Consider the following 23,614-nt stretch of genomic DNA (forward strand, 5'->3'; position numbering starts at 1 on the left):
TGACCCGCTAGGCGATGGTGCGGTACTTGCGGAAGCTCAGTCCCCCGGCCAGAACCAGCGTGACGACGAGGGTGATCGCCACGACGACGCCGGGGTGCTGCGCGGGGAACCCGGTCTCGTCGACCGGCGTGCCCCACAGGCGGCGGACCGCGGTGGTCACCGAGCTGACCGGGTTCCACTCCGCGACCGGCCGCAGCCACACCGGCAGGCGGTCGGTCGACATGAAGGCGTTGGAGAGGAAGGAAAGCCCGAGCGTCGCGACCGCGCCGATGCCGTCGATCGCTTCGGGGTTGCGCAGCGACAGGCCGAGCAGGATGCCGACCCAGATCATCGCGTAGAGGAACACGACGAGCAGGGCGAGCCCGCCGAGCAGCGGCAGGAACCCGGTGTGCACCCGGCCCCCGACGAGCAGCCCGGACGCCACGGTGATGGCCAGGGCGATCAGGCCGACCACGAAGTCGCCGAGCGAGTGCCCGATGAGGACGGCGGGCCGGACGATGGGCAGCGAGCGGAACCGGTCGGTCAGGCCGCCGTTGAGGTCGGTCGCCACGGCGATGGCGGTCGGCGCGATGCCGGCCAGGCCGACCTGCATCAGCGCGGCGGGGAACAGGAACTCCGGGTAGCTGCCGCTGCCCGGCACGATCACCGCGTCCTTGAACACGTACCCGATCGCCAGCATGGTGATCAGCGGGTTCAGCGTGACCGCCAGCAGGCGGCCCGGCACGTTGCGCAGGTGGGTGAGCCGGCGCCCGGCGAGCGCCAGCACCTCGGCCACGCCGTCGCCCAGCGCGGACCGGCGGCGTTCCGCCGGGGCAATCACAGTCATTCGTCCTCCTCGGAAGAGCCGTCCAGTGCGGCGGCGACGATCCGGCCGATGGCGGCCTGGGCTTGGGGGTGCATCATGAATTCGTGCCCGCAGTCGACGCGGTGCGTCTCGATCACGCCGTCGACGTGCGGTGCCCAGCGGCCGGGCCGCTCGGCGAGGTCGGCTTCGGAAAGCCCGTCGGCCGCCAGGAACAGCCGCAGGCGGCCCGAGAACCGGGCGGGTTCGTACCGGAGGGCGAGCTCGCCGTTGTTGCTCATCACGTCGAGCACGCGGGCCATGCGCGCCTCGCCGATCCCGGCCAGCCGCGACCCGCCGCGGCGCAGGACGTCGATGACCGCCGCGGGGCCGAGGTCCGCACCGGTGAACTCGCCGGCGTCGTGGCCGAGGTGCTCGAGGAAGCTGACGAGCAGTTCGTGCCGGGTCGGCGGGGTGCGGTCCGCCGCGTCGACCGGGAAGCTGTCCAGCACGCACAGCGTTTCCACGCGCTCGCCCGCCTCCTGCAGCTGCACGGCGATCTCGTGCGCCAGCAGGCCGCCGAACGACCAGCCGAGCAGGTGGTACGGCCCCGCCGGCTGGATCGCGCGGATCCGGGCGGCGTACTCCTCGGCGACGTCCTCGACGCTGACCGGCAGTTCGCCGTCACCGCCGATGTTCGGCGACTGCAGCCCGTACATCGGGCGGCCGGGATCGAGGTGCTGGACGAGCCCGAGGTAGGGCAGGCTCAGCCCGAGCCCGGCGTGCACGCAGAACAGCGGCTCGCGGTCGCCGTCCGGCCGGATCGGCAGCACCGGGGCGAACGGGTCGAGCACGTCCCCGCCGTCGCCGTCGTCGTCGCCGCCGTCCCCATCGCCGCCGTCCCCGCCGGTGCCGGCCAGCGCGGCCAGGCGTTCGACGGTCCCGTGCGTCAGGACGTCGGCCACGGTGAACCGCAGCCCGGCGTTGCGGGCCAGCGCGACCAGCCGCACCGAGAGCAGGCTGTTGCCGCCCAGTGCGAAGAAGTCAGCGTCGACCTCGACCTCGGGCAGTCCGAGCGCCTCGGCGAACGCCAGCCGCAGGACCTCCTCGGCGGGGGTCCGGTGGTCCGCTTTCGTCGTCGGGGCGGGCAGTTGCGCCAGGTCGAGCTCGCCCGCCGCGGTGAGCGGGATGGCGGTGAGCTCGACGATCGCGGACGGCACCGCGAAGTCCGGCAGCTCCTGCGCCAGGTGCTCGCGCAGGCCGTCGGTGGCGCCGCGGGGCACGACGTAGGCGACGATCCGGTCGTCCCGGACCACGACTTCGGCCGCCGCGACACCGGGGTGGCGCAGCAGCGCGGTCTCGACCTCGACCGGCCGGACGTCGAACCCGCGCGCCCGCACGGTCCCGGTCACCGGTTCCAGGCGGCCGTCGAGCCGGTGGCGGACGACCTCTCCGGTGCGGTACATCCGGGCGCCGGGGACGAACGGGTCCGCGACGAACCGCGTGGCGGTGCGGCCGGGCTGTCCGGCGTAGCCGCGGGCGAGGGCCGGGCCGGCGAGCCAGAGTTCGCCGTGCCCGCCCGGCGGGACGGGCCGGAGCGTCTCGTCGAGCACGTAGGCCCGGGCGGCGCCGGCGGAGTCGGGCAGGCAGCCGGGTTCCGCGCGGCCGGTGCGGCCGCGGTGGTGGGTGTGGACTTCCGCGCCGGCCCGCTGGAGCCGCTCGGTCAGCGGAGCGGCGAGCGGCTCCCCGGCGACGACGAGGCGAACGCCGGCCAGGGCGGCTTCGTGCCGGGCCGCGAGCGCCCGCACCTGGTGCCCGGTGGCGAACAGGACGGTGGGCGGTTCGCCTTCGAGCAGCTGCGCGAGGGCGGCCACCCCCGTTCCGGTCCCGGTCTCGGTTCCGGCGAGGTGCACGGAGCCACCCGCGGCCAAGGCGGCGAGCACGACGGGGATGGCGTCGGGCAGGTCGGGAACGATGACCCGGGTGCCGCCCGGAACGGACTCCCGCAGGGCGGCGACGGACTCGGCGAGCGCGCGACGGGTGAGGACCGTGCCGTCGGGCAGGTGGGCCGCCACGTGTCCGGGGGCGATCGGCGGGGTGCCCGCGAGTCCGGCTTCGCCGGGCACCTCGGCCTCAGCGCCGGCCGAGCGGTCGTGCTCGGGCACGCGGGCCACCGGGATGCCGCCGGCGAGCTCGGACTCGCCCGAAGCCGCCGAGCGGCCGCGCTCGGCCGCAGGGGCCACCGGCGCAGCACCGGGCAAACTGCCCTTGCCGGAAGCGGCGAGATCGCTCACCGAGCCACCGCCCTTGGCCCCGGAGGTCACCGGCGCGGCACCGGCCACACCGCCGGAAGCCGCTGGGGGGACGACCTCCAGCACCACGCCCGGTTCCTCGGCCGGGTCGGCCAGGCGGTACGCCGCTCCTGCTTCGAGGGCCGCGAGGACGTGGACCACGCGGTCCGCCGGTGACGGCGCGGCGACCGTCACCGTCCACTCCGGACCCACGCCGCTCGCCGTCAGCCTGCGGGCCTCCGTCGTCACGCGGCGGCGCAGCTGGGCGTGGCTGAGCCGGCCGCCGTCCCAGCTCAGCGCCGGGCCGCGGGTGTTCCGCAGCGTCGGCAGCTCCGCCGGCTCCACCGTGACCGCCGGGGCGGGCTCCGCCGGGCTCAGCTCGATCCCGCTCAGCGGCCGCTCCGGGTCCGCCGCGACCAGCGACAGCAGCCGGTTCAGGCGGGCGGCGAGCAGTTCCGCCGTCTCCGGGGTGAACAGGTCCGCGCAGTACTCGATGCTGCCTTCCAGCCCGCCCTCGCCCGGCCGCTCGCCGAACTGGAACGTCAGGTCGAACTTGAACTTCGCGCCCGTCGCCGGCAGGACCTCCGGGCGCACCCGCAGCCCGCCGATCGAGAACCGCGGGTCCGGGACCTCGTAGTAGGACAGCATCACCTGGAACAGCGGCTGACGCGACAGCGACCGCGCGGGCCGGGCCATCTCGAGCAGCAGCTCGAACGGCAGGTCCTGGTGCGCGTACGCCTCCAGGTCGGTGTCCCGCACCCGGTCGACCAGCTCGGCGAACGTCGGGTTGCGGCCGGTGTCGGTGCGCAGCACCAGCGTGTTCACGAAGAACCCGACGAGGCCGTTGGTCACCTCGTCCGAGCGCCCCGCGACGAGGCTGCCCAGCGGGATGTCCGTGCCCGCGCCGTGCTTGGTGAGCAGCGCGGCCACCGCCGCCTGGACCACCATGAACACGCTGGCACCGGACCGGCGGGCCAGCGCGGTCAGTGCCCGGTGGACGGCCGGCGGCACCGCGAAGTCCACCGAGCCGCCGCGGAAGGCGGTCGCGCCCCGGCGGGGCCGGTCCGCCGGCAGCCGCAGCTCCTCGGGCAGGCCGTCGAGCGCGTCGCGCCAGTACTCCCACTGCCGGTCCGCCGCCTGCCGGTCGTCGAGCAGCTCCCGCTGCCAGACCGCGTAGTCGGCGTACTGGGCGGCCAGTGGTGCCCAGCCGGGCTCGGCTCCCCGCACCCGGGCGTCGTACGCGGTGGCCAGGTCGCGCGCCAGGACGTCCACCGACCAGGCGTCACCCGCGATGTGGTGCAGGACGAGCAGCAGGACGTGCTCGTCACCGACCTGGTACAGGGTCGCGCGCAGCGGCCGGTCGGTGGCGAGGTCGAACGCGCGGCTCGCCTCGGCCGCCAGGACGGCGGTGAGCGCGTCCTCGGCGACCGTCGCGGTGGCGAGCGGTGACTCCGCGGCGGGCAGGAGCACCCGCTGGTACGGCACCCCGTCGACGTCCGGGAAGACCGTGCGCAGGATTTCGTGCCGCTCGACGACGTCGCCGAGCGCCGCCGCCAGTGCCGCCGGGTCGAGGTCGCCGCCGAGCCGGACGGCCAGCGGGATGGTGTACCCGGCGCTTTCGAGCCGGTTGAGGAACCACATCCGGGTCTGCGCGTGCGAGAGCGGGATCCGGTCCGGCCGGTCGAGCTTGCGGAAGCCGGCGGCCGCCTGGCCCGCGGAGACGAGCCGGCCGGCAAGCCGGCTGACCGTCCGCGCCTCGAAGAGGTCGCGAATGGACAGTTCGGCGGCCAACGCGGACCGCACGCGGCTCACGACCGAGTTGGCCAGCAGGGAATGCCCGCCGATGACGAAGAAGTCGTCGTCGATCCCGACTTCTCCGACGCCGAGCACGTCGGCCCAGATCTCGCACAGCGTCGCTTCGACCGGGGTGCGCGGGCCGCGGGCGCCGGGGCCGGTGGGCTGTTCGGGTGCGGGCAGCGCCTTGCGGTCGATCTTGCCGTGCGCGGTCAGCGGGAAGCGGTCGAGGACGAGGTACGCGCCCGGGACCATGTACGCGGGCAGCTGCTCGGTCACGTGCTCGCGCAGTTCCTCGGCGGTGGCGGTTCCGGTGACGTAGGCGACGAGCCGCCGGTCGTTGCCCGTGCCGTGCACCGTCACGACCGCTTCGCCGGCCGAGGGGTGCGCGGCGAGGCAGGCTTCGATCTCCCCGAGTTCGATGCGGTGCCCGCGGATCTTGACCTGGAAGTCGCGGCGCTCCACGAACTCCAGCTGACCGTCCGGGCGCATCCGCACCCGGTCACCCGTGCGGTACATCCGCGTGCCCGGCTCGCCGAACGGGTCGGCCACGAACACCGCCGCCGTCTTGACCGGGTCGCCCACGTAACCGCGGCCGACCACCAGGCCGCCGACGAACAGCTCGCCGATCGAGCCCGCGGGCACCGGGCGCAGTTCGTCACCCAGCACGTACAGCCGGGAATTCCGCACCGCGTGGCCGATCGGGACGACGTCGACGCCGGAGCGGATCACCGCGTGCGTCACATCGTCCGAGCACTCCGTCGGCCCGTAGGCGTTCACCAGCGGCACGTCCGGGAAGCGCGCGAACCACCGCGCACACAGATCCGGTGGCAGCGCTTCGCCGGTCACCACGAGCCACCGCAGCCCCGAGACATCCGGCTGCTCGGCCAGGTCCCAGGAATCCAGGGCCGCCCGCAGCAACGACGGCACGACCTCCAGCACCGAAACGCCCTCGGCCCGGATCAGGCCGAACAACGCGTCCGGATCCGCCGCGACCGCCCGCGGCACCACCCGGACCCGGCCGCCGACCAGCAGCGGGGCGAGCATCTGCCACACCGAAACGTCGAACGTCACCGGCGCGTTCTGCACCACCACATCCGACGCCGCCAGCCCGAGGTCCTCCACCTTCGCCAGCAGGTGGTTCACCATCCCCCGGCGGTGCACCATCGCGCCCTTCGGGCGCCCCGTGGAACCCGACGTGAAGATCACGTACGCGAGGTCCAGACCGGCGTCGCCTCCGGAAACCGGGGCCCACTCCTCGTCTTCGGCGTCGTCCAGGACCACGATTGCGGTGTTGCCGCCGGCGATCTCGGCCGCCAGGTCCTCGAAGCCCGCGCCGACGGCCACGGACGCGGCGCCCGAGTCCGCCAGCAACCCGGCCAGCCGGGCCACCGGCAGCGTCGGGTCCAAGGGCACGTACGCCGCCCCGGACCACAGCACGCCCAGCACGGCCGTCACGAAACCGACTCCGGGGTCGGCCAGGATCCCGACCACGCCACCACCGAGCCGACGGGACAACGCACTCGCCCGGCCGGCCAGTGACCCATACGAAACCCACGCGCCACCATCGGCCACCGCGGGTGCGTCCGGCGTGGCCAGCGCGAACTCGCAGACCCGCGCGACGACATCGGCCCCGACCGGGCCGGTGGCCCCGGCCCCCCGCTCCAGTTCCGCGGCCGGCACGACGTCGATCGCGCCGAGCCGCACCGAAGAATCGGCGATGGCGGTGTCGAGCAGGTGCCGGAACATGCCGGTGAGCCGGCCGATGCGCCCGGCGTCGAACGCCTCGGGCGCGTAGTCGAAGCGGAAGGCCAGCTCGCCGCCCGGGTTCACGACCAGGCTCAGCGGGTAGTGCCGGGAGTCCTCCGTGACGGCGTCGACCACCCGCACGTCGCCGCCCAGGACGACCTCGGTCTCCCGGCCGTCGGCGGGCACGTTCTCGAAGACGATGGCGGTGTCGAACAGCTCGCCGGTGCCGGCCAGCCCGGGCACGTCGTTCTGCACCTCGGCCAGGCCGACGTGCTGGTAGGCCGACATCCGCGCCTGCTGGTCGCGCAGGGACACCAGCAGCTCGTCGAGGGTGCGCGCCGGGTCGAGACCGACCCGGACCGGCACGGTGTTGATGAACATGCCGACCATGGTTTCCACACCCGGCAGCTCGGCCGGGCGCCCGGAGGTCACCGACCCGAACACGACGTCCCGGCGGCCGGTGAGCCGGCCGACCAGGATCGCCCAGCAGGCCTGCACGACGGTGTTGAGGGTGAGCTCGTGGCCGCGGGCCCACGCCACCAGTTCGGCGGTCTCCTCACGCGTCAGCACGACCTCGGCCGACTCCGGCACCGCCGTCAGGTGGCCGTCGACCTCGGGCGCCACCTTCGTCGGCTCGGTGAGGCCCTCGAGGACTTCGCGCCACGCCTGGCGGGCCTCCTGCTCGTTCTGGCGGCCGAGCCAGGCGAGGTAGTTGCGGAACGGGGCCACTTCCGGCAACGCCGCCGCCGGGCCTTCGGTGTACAGCGTGGCCAGCTCGCGGATGAGGATCGGCACCGACCAGCCGTCGGTGGCGATGTGGTGGGCCGTCCACAGGAAGCGGTAGCGGCCGGCCGCGACCTTGATCAGGGTGAACCGCACCAGCGGCGGGTGCGCGAGGTCGAACCGGCGCTCCCGGTCCTCGGCCGCCAGCCGGGTCAGGCGTTCCTCGCGGTCGGCTTCGGGCAGCGTGGAGAGGTCGAGCTCGGTCCAGGGCAGCCCGACCTCGGCCGCGATCAGCTGCACGGCGTCGCCGCCGCGGCGGTGCCGGAAGTAGGCGCGCAGGGTCGCGTACCGGCGCAGCAGCGCGGCACACGCCTGCCGCAGCGCCTCGACGTCGAGCGGGCCGGCGAGGTTCGCGGTGGCCTGCACGGTGTAGACGTCCACGCCGTCCGGGTCGAACTCGGAGTGGAACAACAGGCCCTGTTGCAGCGCGGACAGCGGCAGGGCGTCTTCGATGCGGCCGCCGTCGGGCGCGAGCTCCCGCAGCTCGTCTTCGGTCAGTTCGACCAGCGGGCCGTCGGTCACGGCGACGACCCCGGAACCCGGCTCGCGGACGGCGACCTGCTCGGCGATGGCGGCCGGCGTCCGGCGCTCGAGGATGTCGCGCGGGGTGAGCTCGATGCCCGCCGTGCGGGCTCGCCCGGCCACCTGGATCGCGCTGATGCTGTCGCCGCCGAGGGCGAAGAAGTTGTCGTCGATGTACACACGCGGCACCGAAAGCACTTCGGCGAGGATGTCGCAGACGACGGTCTCGACGGTGTTGCGGGGACGGCGGCCGACGACCTCGGCGCGGAAGTCCGGGGCGGGCAGCGCCTCGCGGTCGACCTTGCCGTGCTCGGTCAGGGGCAGCTCGTCCAGCACGACCAGCGCCGAGGGCACCATGTAGTCCGGGAGCAGCTGCTGGGCGGTGCTGCGCACGGCACCGGCGTCGATCGGCGCTTCGCCGTCGACGCCGATGAGGTAGCCGGCGAGCCGCTTGCCGCCGTCGGCGTCGGTCAGCACGCGCACGACGGCGTCCAGCACGCCGGGCACGGACCGCAGGACGCTTTCGATCTCGCCGAGTTCGATGCGGTGGCCGCGGATCTTGACCTGGAAGTCGCGGCGCTCCACGAACTCCAGCTGACCGTCTTCGCGCAGCCGGACGCGGTCGCCGGTGCGGTACATGCGCTTTCCGGGTTCGCCGAACGGATCCGCGACGAACACCGCCGCCGTCCGCGCCGGATCACCCACGTAACCCCGGCCGACCACCAGGCCGCCGACGAACAGCTCGCCGACCGCACCCGCGGGCACCGGACGCAGCTCGTCACCCAGCACGTACAGCCGGGAATTCCGCACCGCACGACCGATCGGGACGACGTCGACGGCGGACCGGATCACCGCGTGCGTCACATCGTCCGAGCACTCCGTCGGCCCGTAGGCGTTCACCAAGGGCACGTCCGGGTACCGCGCGGACCACCGCGCACACAGGTCGGGCGGCAGCGCCTCCCCGGTCACCACGAGCCAGCGCAGCCCCGAGACGTCGACGGACCGCCCGGCCAGGTCCCACGAGTCCAGCGCCGCCCGCAGCAACGACGGCACGACCTCCAGCACCGAAACGCCCTCGGCCTGGATCAGGCCGAACAACGCGTCCGGGTCGGCGGCGACCGCGCGGGGAACAACCCGGACCCGGCCGCCGACCAGCAGCGGCGCCAGCATCTGCCACACCGACACGTCGAACGTCACCGGCGCGTTCTGCACCACCACATCCGACGCCGCCAGCCCGAGGTCCTCCACCTTCGCCAGCAGGTGGTTCACCATCCCCCGGCGGTGCACCATCGCGCCCTTCGGGCGGCCTGTCGAACCGGACGTGAAGATCACGTAACCCAGGTCCAGACCCGCGTCCTCACGCGAGATCGGCGCCCAGTCCACATCTTCGGCGTCGTCCAGCGCGACGACCTCGGCACCGCCGCCGGCGGCCGCCACGACTTCGGCCGCCAGCTCCTCGAACCCGGCGCCCACCACCACGGCGTCCGCGCCCGAATCGGCGAGCAGCCCGGCCAAGCGGGCCACCGGCATCCCGGCGTCCAGCGGCACGTAGGCGGCGCCCGACCACAGCACGCCGAGCACGGCCGCCACGAAACCGACCCCCGGCTCGGCCAGCACGCCCACCAGACCACGGGACGGGAGCCGGCGGGACAGCGCGCTCGCGCGGCCGACCAGCGACCCGTAGGACAGCCAGTCGCCGCCGTCGGCCACCGCCGGCGCCTCCGGCGTGGCCCGCGCGATGTCGCACACGCGCGTCACGACATCGGCCCCCACCTCCCCGGCGGCACCGATCCCGGACGCCAGCAGCTCGCCGAGTTCGTCCGCCGAGACGACGTCGATCGCTCCCAGCACCGCCGCGGACCCGGCTTCGGCGAGACGGCCGACGAACCCGGCGAGCCGCTCGAGGTGCGCGGTGACGCCCTCGGCGTCGTAGAGGTCGGGGTTGCCGTTCAGGTGGATTTCGATGATGTCTTCGGTGACGTCCAGGACGGTCAGCGAAAGGTCGTTGGTGATCCCGGTCGACAGGTTCATCACGCGCGTGTGGCACTCGCCGAGCCGCAGGCCGGGCTCCGGCGGGAGCACGTTGACGAACGGGCCGCCGAACGGGCGGCGCTCGTCGCTGCGCACGCCGATGTCCCGGCGGATCTGGTTGACGTGGTAGCGCTGGTGCTTCAGGGTCGCGGCAAGCTCCCGGGAAGCCTGGGCCAGCAGCTCGGCGATCGTCGTCTGCGGCTCGACGACCATCCGCAGCGGCAGGTAGTTCGCGACCATGCCCGGGGTCGCCCGCGAGCGCACGCCCGCGCGCGCCGCGACCGGGACGGTCAGCAGCAGGTCCTTGATGCCCGAAAGCCGTTGCGTGTAGGCCGCCATCGCGGCGATGAAGAACGTCGGCAGCGTGACCTTCGCGGCCGCGGCCGCCTCGCGCACGGCCTTCGCCGTCTCCGGGGGCAGGGTCATCGTGCGCCGCAGGAACCCGCGGGCCGGGGCCGGCTCCTTGCCCGACAGGCTGACCAGGTCGGGGGTCGTGTCGAAGTGCCGGCTCCAGAACGCCTTGTCCCGCAACCGGTGCGGGGAATCCTGGTAGGCGAGGTCGGCGTCGAGCAGCAGCCGGAACGGCGGCAGCGCGCTGCGGCCCGGGTCTTCCCCCTTCAGCAGGGCGTTGTAGAGCTCGCCCAGCCGGCGGTGGCAGATCGCCGCGCTGAAGCCGTCGCCGATGAGGTGGTGCGTGGTGAGGTACCAGAAGTGGCGCTGCGCGCCGACCTTGATCAGCGCGCCGCGGAACAGCGGGAAGTCCTCGAGCGAGAACGGGTGCCGCATGTCTTCGTGCATCCAGTCGAGCGCGGCGGCCTCCGGGTCGGCCTCGGCGGTCACGTCCGGGTACTGGATCGGGAGTTCGGTCAGCGGCTCGATCAGCTGCCGCGGTTCGCCCTCGACCTCGACGAACCGGGCGCGGAAGCACTCGGCTTCGTCGGCGAGCGCGCGCAGGGCCGCGCCGAACACCTCGACGTCCAGCGGGCCGGTGATGTCCAGGTAGTCCGCCATCGCGTAGGCGAGGCCGCCACCGGACAGCTGCTCGTCGTACCAGACGTCGGTCTGTGCGGTGGACAGGGGCAGGAACGCGTCGACCGCGGTCATCAGGGCACCTCGAAGAGTGTTTTGGCGTACGGGGATTCGTGTTCGGCGCCGGCGAGCAGCGCTTCGGGGCCGTAGTTGTCCTTCACCCACTGGTCCTGGTAGATCGTGTCCAGGTAGCGGTCACCGAGGTCGGGCGAGATCACCACCGCCGTGGCCGCGTCGTTCTCCGCCAGCCAGCCGAGCGCACCCGCCAGCACCATGCCGGAGCCGCCCCCGAGCAGGAAGCCGCTCAGCGCCAGCCGCCGGCACGCGCGGATCGCGGCCGCCTCGTCGACGCGGACCAGATCGTCCACGAGGGACATGTCGATGACCGGGAACCGGACACTGCTGCGCACGGCCGTGCTGCGCCGGGCCGCGCGCGGCCCGGGGCCGACGCACTCGACGGCCACGATCCGCACCTGCGGCCGGACCTGGCGCAGGTACCGGGCGCACCCGGTGAGGGTGCCCGCCGAGCCGACCCCGACGAACAGCACGTCCAGGTCCGGCACCGTGCGCAGGATGTCCGGGCCGGTCGAGCGGAAGTGGGCCATCCAGTTGCCCGCGTTGACGTACTGGTCCAGCCAGGTGTAGCCGGCGTTCTCCGCGCACAGGCGGCGGACGAGCCGCAGGCCCGCGGCCGGGTCCGGGGCGACGAGCACCTCGGTGCCGAGGTTCTGCATCAGCTGGCGGGTCAGCAGGGTGCTGCGCGGGTCGGTCACGCAGACGAACCGGTACCCGCGGCTGGCCGCGACCAGGCTCAGCGCCACGCCGAGGTTGCCCGACGACGTCTCGACGATGGTCGAGCCCGGGCGCAGCACACCCGCGCGCTCGGCCAGCGTCACCATTTCCAGCGCGGGCTTGAGCTTGCTGGAGCGCGCGAAGTTGAAGCCTTCGCACTTCATCAGGACCCGGCGGCCGACGACGTGGTGGAGGTCGACGTAGAGGTCCGTGACGTCGAACTCCTCCGGCCTGGTGATCACCCGCACGACGCACCTCCGGACGACGATTTCCCGGCGTGCGCGGGGAACGGCTCGCCGCGGCCGACCTTGCCCGCGAGCAGCCCCTGGAAGACGGTGAGCTTCTGGATGTTGCCGGCGCCTTCCATGAATTCGACGCCGCGCGCGTCCCGGACGAGCTTGTCCAGCGCCGGGTGGTCCCAGCGGGCCCGCGGCCCGAAGAAGCCGCACGCTTCGAGCGTGGCCTCCTCCGCCAGCCGGCACGCTTCGGCCTTGGCCGCCGAGGCGAGGTGCCCGCGGGAGCCGTCGGCGTCGACCTCGATCGCGGACAGGTGCACGAGGTGTCGGACCCCTTCGATGCGCCGGCCCAGCTCCTCGAGCCGGTCCCGGCCGGCGCGGTCGAGCGGGCCGCCTTCGGCGACCACGTAGTCGTGGGCGGCCGCGGCGATGCCGAGGGCGATCGCGGCGACGCCCGGCCGCAGCCGGTTGAAGGTCTGCACGCACGCCCACATGCCCCGCCGGGCGGGCGAGCGGTCCCGGCCGAGCACGCGCTCGGCGGGCACGGCGACGCCGTCGAGCGTCAGCTCGCAGATCCGCGCCGCGCGCAGCCCCAGCGACTCGAGCGGCTCGGCGTGGAACCCCGGGTCCGCCGTGTCCACCAGCACCGCGGTCACGCCGAGCGGGCCCGGCGCGGTGCGGGCGAACACCACCCCGAGTGCGGCGCGGGCGGCGTTGCCGACGTACTTCTTGCGGCCGTCGAGGCGGTGCCCGCCGTCGGGCGCCGCCGACAGCGCCGTCTCCAGCGCGGTGGCGTCGGAACCCCGGTCCGGTTCGGTGAGGGCGAAGAACGTCCACGTCGGACGCTCGAGGAGCCGTCCGTAGAACCACTCCTTCTGCTCCCGGTCGGCCAGGACGTCGACGAGCACGCCCGACATCGACGCACCCGGGCTGGCGAGCATCAGGCCGGCGTCGCCGCGGGCCAGTTCTTCGAGCACCACCGCCCGCTCGATCGCCGTCATGCCGTGGAAGCGGTGGGCGCCCAGGCGCAGGCCCGCGCCCCCGAACTCCGCCGGGACGAGCATGGAGGCGAGGCAGCGGACGCCGGCCAGGTCCAGGTGCGCGCCGACGGCGTCGGGGGCGGTGTCGAGCCCGGCGCCCGCGGTGCGGAACTCCGCACCCCACTGCCGGGCCGCGTCCCGCAGCGTCACCAGCCGGTCGTCCAGGACGGTCGCGGTCACGCCACGGCCTCCGGGGTGTAGGCGCCGGCGAGCAGCTCGGAGACGTCGGCGACCTCACCGGCGCCGCCGCGCGTGAACCCCGCGGCGCCCAGCAGGCGCAGCAGGACGCGGTCGGTTTCGGTCAGCCGCCGGTGCAGGTAGGCCAGGGCCGCCGGCGGCGGGCCGGCTTCGTGCGCGGTCAGGAACGCCCGCACCTCCAGCTGCCCGGTCAGCGCCTCGGCGACGGCGCCCTGGACCAGCTGACGGCGCAGCAGGGTCGTGTCGCCGCTGCGCCGCCCGCCGAGGTAGGCCAGGCCCGAGTCGAGCAGGGCGCCGGACAGGCCCAGCCGCAGCCACACCGCCCCGGTCGCCAGGACCGGGTCGGGGTGGCCGGCGGGCCGGCCGGTCCGCACCAGCACGACGGGACCGCCCGGCAGCTGCGCCGTCCGGACCACGAGCACGTCGCCGTCCGCCGGTCCGGCCGGCCGGACCGCGACGCCGCCGGCCCCGGCCCCGGACGCGCCCGCCGGCAGGGCCGCGTGCAGCACCGCCAGCGCCGGGGCCAGCCCCTCCGCGCGGGCGGTGTCGTGGCACCGCAGCCAGGTCGCCGTGAGCGGCGGCGAGATCGTGGTCATCGCTCAGGCGGCCATTTCTGCCGAGACGAACCGGGCCAGCGACCCGACCGATTCGAAGTGGCTCATTTCGAGGTTTTCCGCGTCGAATTCGATGCCCAGCGCTTCCTCCAGCTGCATCAGCAGCTCCAGCACGCCGGTGGAGTCGAGGCCGGCGTCCGCGAGCCGGGTCTCCGGGCCGAGGTCGCTCACCTCGGTCTCCAGCACGGACTCGAGTGCGGCGCAGATTCCCGCGACGACGCGGTCGTCCAGGACCTCCGCCGATCCAGCCACGGTTTCCGTCACTTCGCTCACCATTCCCTTCGTGAAGACAGCAGCCATTACCACGGGCCCGGAACCGGGCCTCGAGTTCTTTTCTCCGCCGTGGCGGGTCCTTATCCGGCGACGACCCGGTCGAGCAGGGCGAGACCGCGGGCCGCACGCCGCCGCAGCCCCCGGGAGGTGCGCAGCGGATCCCAGCCCGGTTCGCGTTCCGGGAGCAGCTCGGGATTCCCCAGCGGCCCCTCCGAGAGAACGGGGCGGCCGAGGATGGCCGACGCGCACTGCGCGCCGCCGGTCGCGACCCCGACGATCCCGCCGCCGTGCAGGATGCTCTGGCCCGTCAGGTAGAGACCTTCGATCCCCGAGTCGATGTCCGGCCGTTGCCCGACCCGGCCCCAGGTGTGCAGCCCGTAGGCGCTCCCGCCGGTGGACAGCGTGTAGCGCTCCTGCGTGAGCGGCGTCGACGTCTCGACGTGCACGAGGTGCTTGCGGAACGGCCCGATCGCCGCCTCGGCCAGGTCCAGCATCTGTTCGGTCAGCCGGTTCTTCGCGGCGAGGTACGCCGGCTCGCGCCGGTAGCGGCCCCCGTGCGTGGGGCCGGTCTCGAGTCCCCAGTGCGCGTACCCGGGCGGGCAGGCCGTCATGATCTGGAAGTTCATCTGCCCCGGCGGGCACGCCGAGCCCGGAACCGGGTCCTTCAGGGAAGCGAAGGACAGGAACGCGAACGGCAGTTCGTCGAGCCGGCCGGCCTCGAGTCGCGCGTATGCGGCGTCGACGTCTTCGTTCGGCCAGTACCAGATGTTCGCGCTCGGGAGCGGCAGTTCCCGGTCGAGCGCGACGTAGCAGACCGCCAGCGGCAGGCGCATCGTCGCCGTCTCCGCGCGGGCCACCACGGGTTCGGGCAGGTTTTCCCGGCCGTCGCACAGTTCCAGGACGGTCCGGCGGTAGTCCGCGTTGGACACGACGACGGGTGCGGTGTGGACGGTCCCGTCGGTCAGCCGGACGCCGGCCACCTTGCCCCGGTCGATCAGGATCCGGTCGACCCGCGTGCGGGTGAGCAGCGTGCCGCCGTGCGACTCCAGCAGCTCGACGAAGGACGCGGCGATCACCTGGCCGCCGCCCTCCGGGTAGCAGGCGCCGCGCAGGTAGTCGTCGAGCATCATCGTGTGCGCGACGACGAGCGTGCCGGCCGGAGCTGACCCGTAGTTCCCGGACTGGGCGGCGAGGACCGTGCGCGCCCGGGCCGACAGCCCGCAGTGGTCGAACAGCTGGGCCAGCGTCCGGCGGCTCCAGCGCAGCAGCACGGCCGGCACCTTCGCGCCCGGGCCCGCCCCGAAGGCGGACTGGCGGCAGGCCCGGGCGACGGCGGCGCAGATGTCGACGTAGCGGGTGAGGCCGTCGGCCTCGGCGGGCAGCGCGGCCCGCAGCCGGTCGGCGTACCGGTCCCACCCGGTCGGCACGTCCACGGTGACGGAGGGCAGGACGACCCGGTCGAACCCGTCGGGGTCCATCGGGTGGAAGCGGACCCGGTCCCCCAGGCCGAGGCCGGAGAGCACCCGCGGCAGCAGGCCGTCCGGTCCGCAGTCGCCGAGGTAGTGCACCCCGACGTCGAACTGGTAGGCGCGCCGCCGCCGGAACACGTGGCTGTTGCCGCCCGCGACGTCGTGCTGTTCGAGCACGAGGACGCGCATCCCGCTCGCCACCAGGTACCCGGCGCACACGAGCCCGCCGATCCCGGAGCCGACCACGATGGCGTCCCAGCGCCCGGCGGCTTTCTCTTCGGTGTCCACGCCCCGACGCTATGCCGGGGCGGTGACCTCGGGCTGACCGCGCGCTGACAATCTGGGGGAGAGTCGTCAGCGCGGCACTGGGGGTTGCCGGCCGGCCCGAGGTCACCTATTCGGGGGCGAGTGTCGACGGCGACGGCCTGGTGCGCAACGTGAACCACGTCGGCGCACAGGTGGCCACCACCGTCAGCACGACGGCCAGCCCGAGTATCACAAGATATATCCACAAAGGACCGGACGGGAAGGGGCTGTCGGAGACCGCCGCGCTGAAGGGCACCAGCATCGACGCCGCGACGAGCGTGCCGAGGAACACCCCGATGGCGGCCACGATCCCCGCTTCCACGGCCATCATGCGCATCACCTGCCCCCGCGTGGACCCGATGAGCCGCTGCAGCCCGAACTCCCGCCGCCGGTCCGCCGTCGCCATCACCAGCGTGTTGACCATGGAAATCGCGGCGTACACGAGCAGCAGCCCGACGATCAGGTAGTTGACCCACGCGTTGGCCTGCACTTCGGCGAGGAACGCCTTGGTGAGCGCTTCGCGGCCGGCCACCTGCACGCCGTCGACGTCCCCGGCCCGGCTGCGCAGCGACGCGAGCAGGTCGGCTTCCGGCGTCCCGGGTTGCGCCACGACGAGGATCCGGTCGGCGGCCCCCGCGGCCGTGTGCGGCGCCAGCGTGTCGGCCGGCATCAGCGCGGACGCCGAGGCCGCGGAGCTGCGCAGTGTCGCGACGACGTCCAGGGTGGCCCGGGACCCGTCGCCCAGCCGCAGCACGATCTTGGCGCCCACGCCGACCCCCAGCCGCTGCGCGAGGTCCGCGGGCAGGGCGATCGTGTTGCCGTGCAGCGCGTCGAGCCGGCCGGTCGCGACGATGCTCCCCCACGCCTTCGCCACGCCGTCCGCCGTGATGCCGGTGAGGTCGACACCGTCTTCGTCCTGCGTCGCGTCCGACGGCTGTTCGTTGTAGCCCTTGCTCGTCACGAACGCCGTCGCCCCGGCGACGCCGGGTGCCTGCTGCACCTTCGCGATCAGGCCGGGCGGCAGGTCACCGGTCGCCGACGTCACCACGGCGTCGGCGAGCAGCGAATCGGTGTACTGCTTCTCCGCGACCGCCACCTCGGTGGTCTGGAAGTACAGCATGAAGATCGCGAGCCCGGTGGCGAGCATGATGGGCGTGACGGCCCCGGCCATCGGCATCCAGCGCGCCCGCGCGTTCAGCGAGGCCAGGTAGCCGGGCAGCCCGCCGAAGGCGCGGATGGGCCGGCGCAGCACCGCGACCAGCAGCTTGGTGAGGCCGGGCGCGAACAGCGCGACGGCGGTCGCCACCAGCGTGACGGCGGGGCCCGCCGTGCTCGCCGCGAGCGGGCCGTCGACCACGGTGATCGTCAGGTAGGCCAGCGCCACCGCGCCGACCAGGCTCGACACCCCCAGCCACAGCCGCGCCGGGGTCAGCCAGCGCGTGGGGATCGCGGTTTCCCGCATGGCTTCGACCGGACGCGTGCGGCCGGCGTACCGGGCGGCGACGAACGCGGCGCCCCACGCCGAGCCCAGGCCGACGACCGCCGCGGCGACGACCGGGTAGAACCCCTGCTCGAACCGGAGCACCGGCTGGATCACGCCGAACCCGGTCAGCCGCCCGAAGAGCCAGTCGCCGAGGAGCATGCCGGGGAAGATGGCCAGCGCGGTGCCCAGCGCACCGATGATCATCGCCTCGCCGGTGATCATCCGGCTCAGCTGGCGCGGGGTCGCGCCGATCGCCCGCAGCATGGCCACCTCGCGGCGGCGCTGCTGCACCGAAAGCGTGAGCGTGCTGGCGACGACGAACATGGCGACCTGGGCCGCCAGACCGCCGAACACGGCCGCGAGGATGATCAGCAGCTCGCCGTCGCCGGCGGCCTTGGCGAACTCGGCCGAGCCGCGTGCTTCGCCGGTCAGCGTCACCGCGCGCTGGTCGCGGACCGCGGTCGCGATCTGCGCGCTGACGGCGGTGACGTCGGCACCGGGGGCGAGCTGGACCCCGAAGGCGTCGACCTGCCCGGCCGCGGGTCGCAGCCCGGCGGCCTCGGCGGGCGAGAAGAACACCGCGTCGGCGGCTATCCGGCGGCCGGCGTCGGCGATCCCGGTGACCTGGTAGGAGTGCACGCCGCCGCGCACGGCGATGTCGGTCCTGGTGCCGGCGTGCGCCCCGATCCGGGCGGCGGTGGCGGAATCCAGGACGACTTCGCCCTCGCGGATCGGGGCCTGCCCCTCGGTCAGCCGGTAGGGGGCCAGCTCCGCGGAAACCCAGCTGTGGCCGGCCTGCGTGCCGGGCACCGAGGGGCCGCCGGAGTCGCCGAGCACCTCGGCGTGGAAGGAAACGTCCGGGACGACGTGGGCGACGCCGGGCACGCCGCTGATCGTGCCCGCGAGGCGTTCGTCGAGCCGGACGCGCTCGGACAGCGTGGCGGTCTCGTGGTAGGCGTCTTCGCCGTGGCCGACGGTGGGCAGGTCGTAGGACTGGTTGCCGGCCACGACGATCGGCGCGGCGGCCAGGCGCTGCGGCGGGATCACGGTCCGGATGCCGGTCTCCATCAGGCCGCCGCAGGCGAGCATGACGGCGGTGCCGACGAACACCGAGACCAACGTGGCGATGAAGCCACCGGTGCGGTAGCGCAGGGTGCGGACGACGAGGCTCAGCATCAGCGCGCCAGCTCGCTCAGCCAGGGGCCTTCCTGCGGCCGCTGCTCGGTGCGGGCGACGAGCGCGGTCATCCGGCGCGCCACCTCTTCGGGGTTCGGCTGCCGCAGCTCGTCGACGACGCGGCCGTCGGCGAGGAAGAGCACGCGGTCGGCGTAGGAGGCGGCCACCGGGTCGTGCGTGACCATCACGATCGTCTGACGCGAAACGTCCTTCGCTTCGCGCAGCAGGGAGAGCACTTCCTGGGCCGAGCGCGTGTCCAGCGCGCCGGTCGGCTCGTCGGCGAAGATCACCTCGGGGTGCGTGACGAGGGCGCGCGCGATGGCCACCCGCTGCTGCTGCCCGCCGGACAGTTCCGCGGGCCGGTGGTGACGCCGCTGGCCGAGCCCGACCTGTTCGACGACCCGGCGCACGAGGGCCGGGTCCGCCCGGCGGCCCGCCAGCCGCAGCGGCAGCGTCACGTTCTGCTCGACGTCGAGCGCGGGCAGCAGGTTGAAGGCCTGGAACACGAACCCGATGCGGTCGCGCCGCAACCGGGTCAGGTCGACCTCGCGCATCGCGCCGAGGTCGGTGCCGCCCAGCACCACCGAACCCGACGTCGGCTTGTCCAGGCCGGCCGCGCAGTGCAGCAGCGTGCTCTTGCCCGAACCGGACGGCCCCATCACCGCGGTGAACGTGCCGCCGGCGAAACCCGCCGTCACGTTGTCGAGGGCGAGCACCTGCGCCCGGTCCTTGCCGTACGCCTTGCGCACGGACAGCAGCCGCACGACGTCGACCGTGTCGTCTTGGTGGTACATCTGCAGCTCCCCTGCGCGGTTTCGCTTCGTCCGTTCGTTACCGCGACCACGTTACGAAGCCGCGGACCGGTTTCCGAGGGTGCTAGGGAGCGGAACTTTGCGGGGGTTAGCACTACCGCGGACAACGCCGCCGCCTGCGCATAATGGGCGCCATGACTAGCGGAAGCCCGGTCGCCACGATGACGCGGTCGCTGCTGCGCGACGGCGGGCTGGCGACGCTGCGCGGCGGCGCGCTGGCCGTGGTGGCGGTGACCGAACTGGTGATGTTCGTCGTCGTGGTCACCGCCGGCTCGCTGATCGGCGTGGGCGTCGGCCTGTTCATGCTGCCCCCGGCGGTGCTGCTGATGCGGTCGCTGACCGACCGGGTCCGCGCGGCGGCCGACGCGTGGTCGGGTGTGCGGATCGCCTCCCCGTACCTGCCGGAGCCGGCCGGGAGCACGGCGGTGCGCCGCTGCCACCACCTGCTCGGCGACCGCGCGAACTGGCGCGACGCGCTGTGGCTGCTGGTGGACAGCTCCGTCGGCATCCTGCTCACCCTCACCCCGCTTCTCCTGGTCCTGCACGGGATCCGCGGGCTGACGATGCCGTTCGTCGCCGGGTCCGACGCCGCCGAGTGGCTGGGCAGCTGGTACGTCGTGCTCCCGGTGGACGACCAGCCGACGGCCTGGTTCGCCGCCATCCTCGGCCTGGCGCACTTCCCGCTCGCGCTGTGGAGCGCACCGCACCTGCTGAAGCTGCACGCGCGGCTCGCGGCCACGCTGCTGGCCCCGACCGAGGTGACCCGGCTGACCAACCGCGTGCAGCACCTGGCCGAAAGCCGCGACGACGCCGTGGGGACGCAGGCGACCGAGCTGCGCCGCATCGAGCGCGACCTGCACGACGGCGCGCAGACCCACCTCGTCGCCATGGGGATGACGCTCGACGCCGCCATGCGCGTGCTGGATTCCCACCCCGAGGCGGCGCGGTCCTTGATGGACGAAGCGAAGAACAGCTCGGCCAAGGCGTTGCAGCAGCTGCGCGACCTCGTCCGCGGCATCCAGCCGCCGGTGCTGGTCGACCGCGGCCTCGCCGACGCGATCCGCACCCTGGCCATCGAAAACCCGCTGCGCATCGAGACGACGATCGACCTGCCCGGCCGGCCGTCACTGGCGGTCGAGACGGCCGCGTACTTCTCGGTGTCCGAAGTGCTGAACAACGCGATGAAGCACTCCGGGGCGGACAGCGGCACGATCAACGCCCACCACGAGTTCGGGCGCCTGGTCATCAACATCAGCGACAACGGCCGCGGCGGCGCGAACACCGAAGGCGGCACCGGGCTGCGCGGGATCGAAAAGCGGCTCGCCCCGCTCGACGGCTTCCTCACGATCCTCAGCCCGCTCGGCGGCCCGACCATGGTGACGATCGAGATCCCCTGCCGCCTCGAGCCCTGATCGCCCTCAGTGCTTGAGGTAGGCGAGCACGGCCAGCACCCGCCGGTTGGCGTCCTCGGACTGCGGCAGGTTCAGCTTCGCGAGGATGTTGTTGATGTGCTTGGAAACGGCCTTCTCGGAAACGACCAGCTCGCCCGCGATGTTGCTGTTGGACCGGCCTTCGGCCATCAGCTTGAGGACCTCGCGCTCCCGGGGCGTGAGCCGCTCCAGCCGGTCGTCGCGCGTGTTGTGCGTCAGCAGCCGGGTCACCACGTCCGGGTCCATCACCGTGCCGCCGAGCGCGACCTGGCGGACGGCGTCGACGAACTGGTCGCCGTGGAACACGCGGTCCTTCAGCAGGTAGCCGACCGAGCCCTCGCCGTCGGCGAGGAGTTCGTCGGCGTACAGGCGTTCCACGTACTGCGAAAGGACGAGCACGGGGAAACCCTGGATCCGGCGGCGCGCCTCGATCGCGGCGCGCAGGCCTTCGTCGGTGAACGACGGCGGCAGCCGGATGTCGACGATCGCGATGTCCGGGCGTTCGCGGAGCATGGCTTCCAGCAGGTCCGGCCCGTTGTCCACCGCCGCGCTGACCTCGAACTCGTGCGCCTCCAGCAGGCGCACCAGACCGTCCCTGAGCAGGAACTGGTCCTCACCGATGACCACGCGCACTTCGTCCGTCCCCCGCTTCGCACCCGACCGCCGACCACGCCATCTTAGGGGCGCGTCAATCGGACTCGGCCACCACGCAGGTGCCCAGCGCGCGGCGGCGCGGGTCGTAGTCGGCCAGCAGGACCGGACCGGCGGCCGTGCCGTCGGCGACCGGCGCCCAGAGCCCGGTGCACGGGAACTCAGGCGGTGCCACGAGCGCGCCCGCCGCGGCACCGGTCCGCGCGAGCCCGCTGCCGATGACGACGGTCTCCGCGCCTTCCAGCTCCGGGACGGCGTCCGGCGCCACTTCGGGTGCGTAGCCGACGCGGACCGTCCGGCGGCCGCCGGCCTCGAACAGCAGGGCGGTGGCGGCGTCGCCGACGGGATCCGGCGTGTCGTACGGTGTCACGCCCTGGTCCATGATCAGGACCAGGGCGCGCCGGAAACCGTGGCGCCGCACGTAGGAGCCGGCGATCCGCAGGGCGGTGAACGGCGCCAGGCTCCCCTGTCCCGAAACCGAAAACACGAGCGGGTTGCCCGGCAGCACGGCGGTCAGGTTCACCGGCGCCGACAGCCGCGGGTCGAACTCGGGGGCCGCGTGCGCCACGATCGCGAGGTCGATCCGCTCGCCGGACAACTGCCCGGCGAGCAGGTCCCGGGCCATCGCCAGGAAGGGGTTGCCGCGCGCCCGCGTCACCCGGTCGGGCCGGAAGCCGATGTCGTGCCCGCGGCTGAGGTCGGCGAAGTACCGGTGCAGCGCGGGAACGTCGATTTCGCGGTCACCCGGACCGAACTCGCGCCGGGTCGCCAGCGCCAGGCGCAGCGGCAACGGCCGCAGGCCCGGCGACGGGGCGGTGGACAGGGTGGTCGCGGACGCGCGGTACATCGCCTAGCGCTCCGCGCCCACCGCGACCGGCGCGGCGAACTCGTGCAGGTGCTGGCGGCGCAGCAGGTCCGCGGGCTGGTCGCGCTCGCTGACCAGGTAGTGCTGTCCGTTGTGGACGATGACCTCGGCCGGGTAGCCGTGGCTGAGGAACAGCACCGGCGACGCCGTCGGGCCGTAGGCACCGGAGCGGGTGACGCCGATCAGGTCGCCGGGACGGACCGGGGGCAGCGCGGCCTTCTTGGCGAGCACGTCGTTGGGCGTGCACAGCGGCCCGGTGATCTGCCAGGTTTCGGTGGCGGGCTCGTCGATGCGGTTGAGCAGCCGGATCGGGAAGTCGCGCTTGACGTAGGAGCCGATGCCGACGGCGGCCATGTGGTGGTTGGTGCCGCCGTCGGCGACGGCGAAGTTCTGGCCCAGCGAGGTCTTCGTGTAGCGGACGCGGACGACGTAGGTCCCGGCCGTGGCGGCCAGGTACCGGCCGAGTTCCATGACCAGCCGCGTCGCCGGGTGCCGCTGCGCGAACTCGTCGATCACCGGGTTCAGCATGGCCGCCAGCCGATCGCGGTCGAGGTCCCGTTCGCCGTCGAAGTAGGCGACCCCGAGGCCACCGCCGACGTCGACCATTTCGAGCGGGAACCCGAGCTGCCGCGAAACGCGTTCGGCGAGCTCGAAGATGCGCCGGGTGTTCTCGACGATCGGTTCCTCGTCGAGGATCCGCGTTCCCATGTAGACCTGCACGCCCATCAGCCGCAGGTTCGGGTGCCGGTCGGCCAGGTCGGTCGCGGCGAGCAGCTGTTCTTCGTCGATGCCGAACTGGCGCGGCTTGCCGCCCATGGTGAGGCCCGAGCCCTTGACCGCGAAGCTGGGGTTCACGCGCAGCGCGACGCGGGCTTCGATCCCGCGCTCCCGCGCGAGGTCGTCGAGGATCCGCAGTTCGCCGAACGACTCGACGACGACGGTGTAGACGCCTTCGTCCAGGCAGGCGGCCAGTTCCGAAGCGCTCTTGCCGGGGCCGAGGAAGATGATGTCCTCGCCGGCGACCCCGGCCCGGCGGGCCGTGATCAGCTCGGCCATCGACGACACCTCGGCCCGGGCACCGTGGGCGTGCAGCAGCGCGCACACCGAGATGTTCGGATTGGACTTCAGCGAGTAGAAGATCTCCAGCCGCGGGTGCAGCCGCTCGCGCAGGCCGAGCAGCCGGCCGCCCAGTTCGTCGCCGTCGTAGACGAAGAGCGGGGTGCCGTAACGCTCCGCGAGCTCGGCGACGCCGACCCCGGAGATCTCGAATTCGACACTCATGCAGCGCT

13 protein-coding genes are annotated in these 23,614 nt (G+C 73.5%); 1 reads left to right on the plus strand and 12 read right to left on the minus strand.

Annotated features, from left to right (window positions below; genetic code table 11):
- Window positions 1-7: 7 nt before the first annotated feature.
- From ACLJOU_RS33340 to ACLJOU_RS33380, 9 genes are all read right to left on the minus strand, one after another.
- A complete protein-coding gene (locus ACLJOU_RS33340) occupies window positions 8-826 on the minus strand; it encodes an ABC transporter permease (protein WP_410573142.1) in 819 nt (272 codons plus the stop codon).
- On the minus strand, window positions 823-11,055 hold the full coding sequence (locus ACLJOU_RS33345) for an amino acid adenylation domain-containing protein (RefSeq protein WP_410573144.1): 10,233 nt from the start codon (window positions 11,053-11,055) through the stop codon (window positions 823-825). Before ACLJOU_RS33345 ends, ACLJOU_RS33340 begins: the two co-directional genes overlap by 4 nt.
- Window positions 11,055-12,020 (minus strand): pyridoxal-phosphate dependent enzyme, encoded by a 966-nt coding sequence (locus ACLJOU_RS33350; RefSeq protein ID WP_410573146.1) that lies wholly within the window; start codon window positions 12,018-12,020, stop codon window positions 11,055-11,057. Before ACLJOU_RS33350 ends, ACLJOU_RS33345 begins: the two co-directional genes overlap by 1 nt.
- Entirely contained in the window at window positions 12,011-13,228 is a 1,218-nt protein-coding gene (locus ACLJOU_RS33355; RefSeq protein WP_410573148.1) for an acyl-CoA dehydrogenase family protein, read from the minus strand. The genes ACLJOU_RS33350 and ACLJOU_RS33355 overlap by 10 nt, the downstream gene beginning before the upstream one ends.
- Window positions 13,225-13,842 carry a DUF2786 domain-containing protein gene (locus tag ACLJOU_RS33360; RefSeq protein ID WP_410573150.1) on the minus strand — a complete coding sequence of 206 codons (618 nt, stop codon included), beginning with the start codon at window positions 13,840-13,842 and terminating at the stop codon, window positions 13,225-13,227. The genes ACLJOU_RS33355 and ACLJOU_RS33360 overlap by 4 nt, the downstream gene beginning before the upstream one ends.
- Window positions 13,843-13,845: 3 nt before the next feature.
- Window positions 13,846-14,124, minus strand: a complete 279-nt coding sequence (locus ACLJOU_RS33365) for an acyl carrier protein (RefSeq protein WP_410573152.1) — start codon at window positions 14,122-14,124, stop codon at window positions 13,846-13,848.
- Between the two features lie 89 nt (window positions 14,125-14,213).
- Entirely contained in the window at window positions 14,214-15,890 is a 1,677-nt protein-coding gene (locus ACLJOU_RS33370; protein WP_410573154.1) for a phytoene desaturase family protein, read from the minus strand.
- Window positions 15,891-15,996: 106 nt separating this feature from the next.
- Window positions 15,997-18,567, minus strand: a complete 2,571-nt coding sequence (locus ACLJOU_RS33375) for an FtsX-like permease family protein (RefSeq protein WP_410573156.1) — start codon at window positions 18,565-18,567, stop codon at window positions 15,997-15,999.
- Window positions 18,567-19,361 (minus strand): ABC transporter ATP-binding protein, encoded by a 795-nt coding sequence (locus tag ACLJOU_RS33380; protein ID WP_410573158.1) that lies wholly within the window; start codon window positions 19,359-19,361, stop codon window positions 18,567-18,569. The genes ACLJOU_RS33375 and ACLJOU_RS33380 overlap by 1 nt, the downstream gene beginning before the upstream one ends.
- Window positions 19,362-19,513: 152 nt before the next feature.
- On the opposite strand from ACLJOU_RS33380, the gene ACLJOU_RS33385 reads away from it, so the two are divergent.
- The gene (locus ACLJOU_RS33385; RefSeq protein ID WP_410573160.1) at window positions 19,514-20,791 is read left to right on the plus strand and encodes a sensor histidine kinase; all 1,278 of its coding nucleotides are present in this window, start codon (window positions 19,514-19,516) and stop codon (window positions 20,789-20,791) included.
- A 6-nt stretch (window positions 20,792-20,797) separates the two neighbouring features.
- Here the strand turns inward: ACLJOU_RS33385 and ACLJOU_RS33390 are convergent, their stop codons facing one another.
- Genes ACLJOU_RS33390 through lysA form a run of 3 tightly spaced genes read right to left on the minus strand, consistent with a single transcriptional unit; the run spans window position 20,798 to window position 23,606 of the window.
- Window positions 20,798-21,442 carry a LuxR C-terminal-related transcriptional regulator gene (locus ACLJOU_RS33390; protein ID WP_086839021.1) on the minus strand — a complete coding sequence of 215 codons (645 nt, stop codon included), beginning with the start codon at window positions 21,440-21,442 and terminating at the stop codon, window positions 20,798-20,800.
- Window positions 21,443-21,497: 55 nt separating this feature from the next.
- The gene (locus ACLJOU_RS33395; RefSeq protein ID WP_410573162.1) at window positions 21,498-22,307 is read right to left on the minus strand and encodes a hypothetical protein; all 810 of its coding nucleotides are present in this window, start codon (window positions 22,305-22,307) and stop codon (window positions 21,498-21,500) included.
- Between the two features lie 3 nt (window positions 22,308-22,310).
- Window positions 22,311-23,606 (minus strand): diaminopimelate decarboxylase, encoded by a 1,296-nt coding sequence (lysA, locus tag ACLJOU_RS33400; protein ID WP_410573164.1) that lies wholly within the window; start codon window positions 23,604-23,606, stop codon window positions 22,311-22,313.
- Window positions 23,607-23,614: the final 8 nt, after the last annotated feature.

It is taken from the genome of Amycolatopsis sp. cmx-4-61 (genome assembly GCF_046548775.1).
In the GTDB taxonomy this organism is placed as follows: domain Bacteria; phylum Actinomycetota; class Actinomycetes; order Mycobacteriales; family Pseudonocardiaceae; genus Amycolatopsis.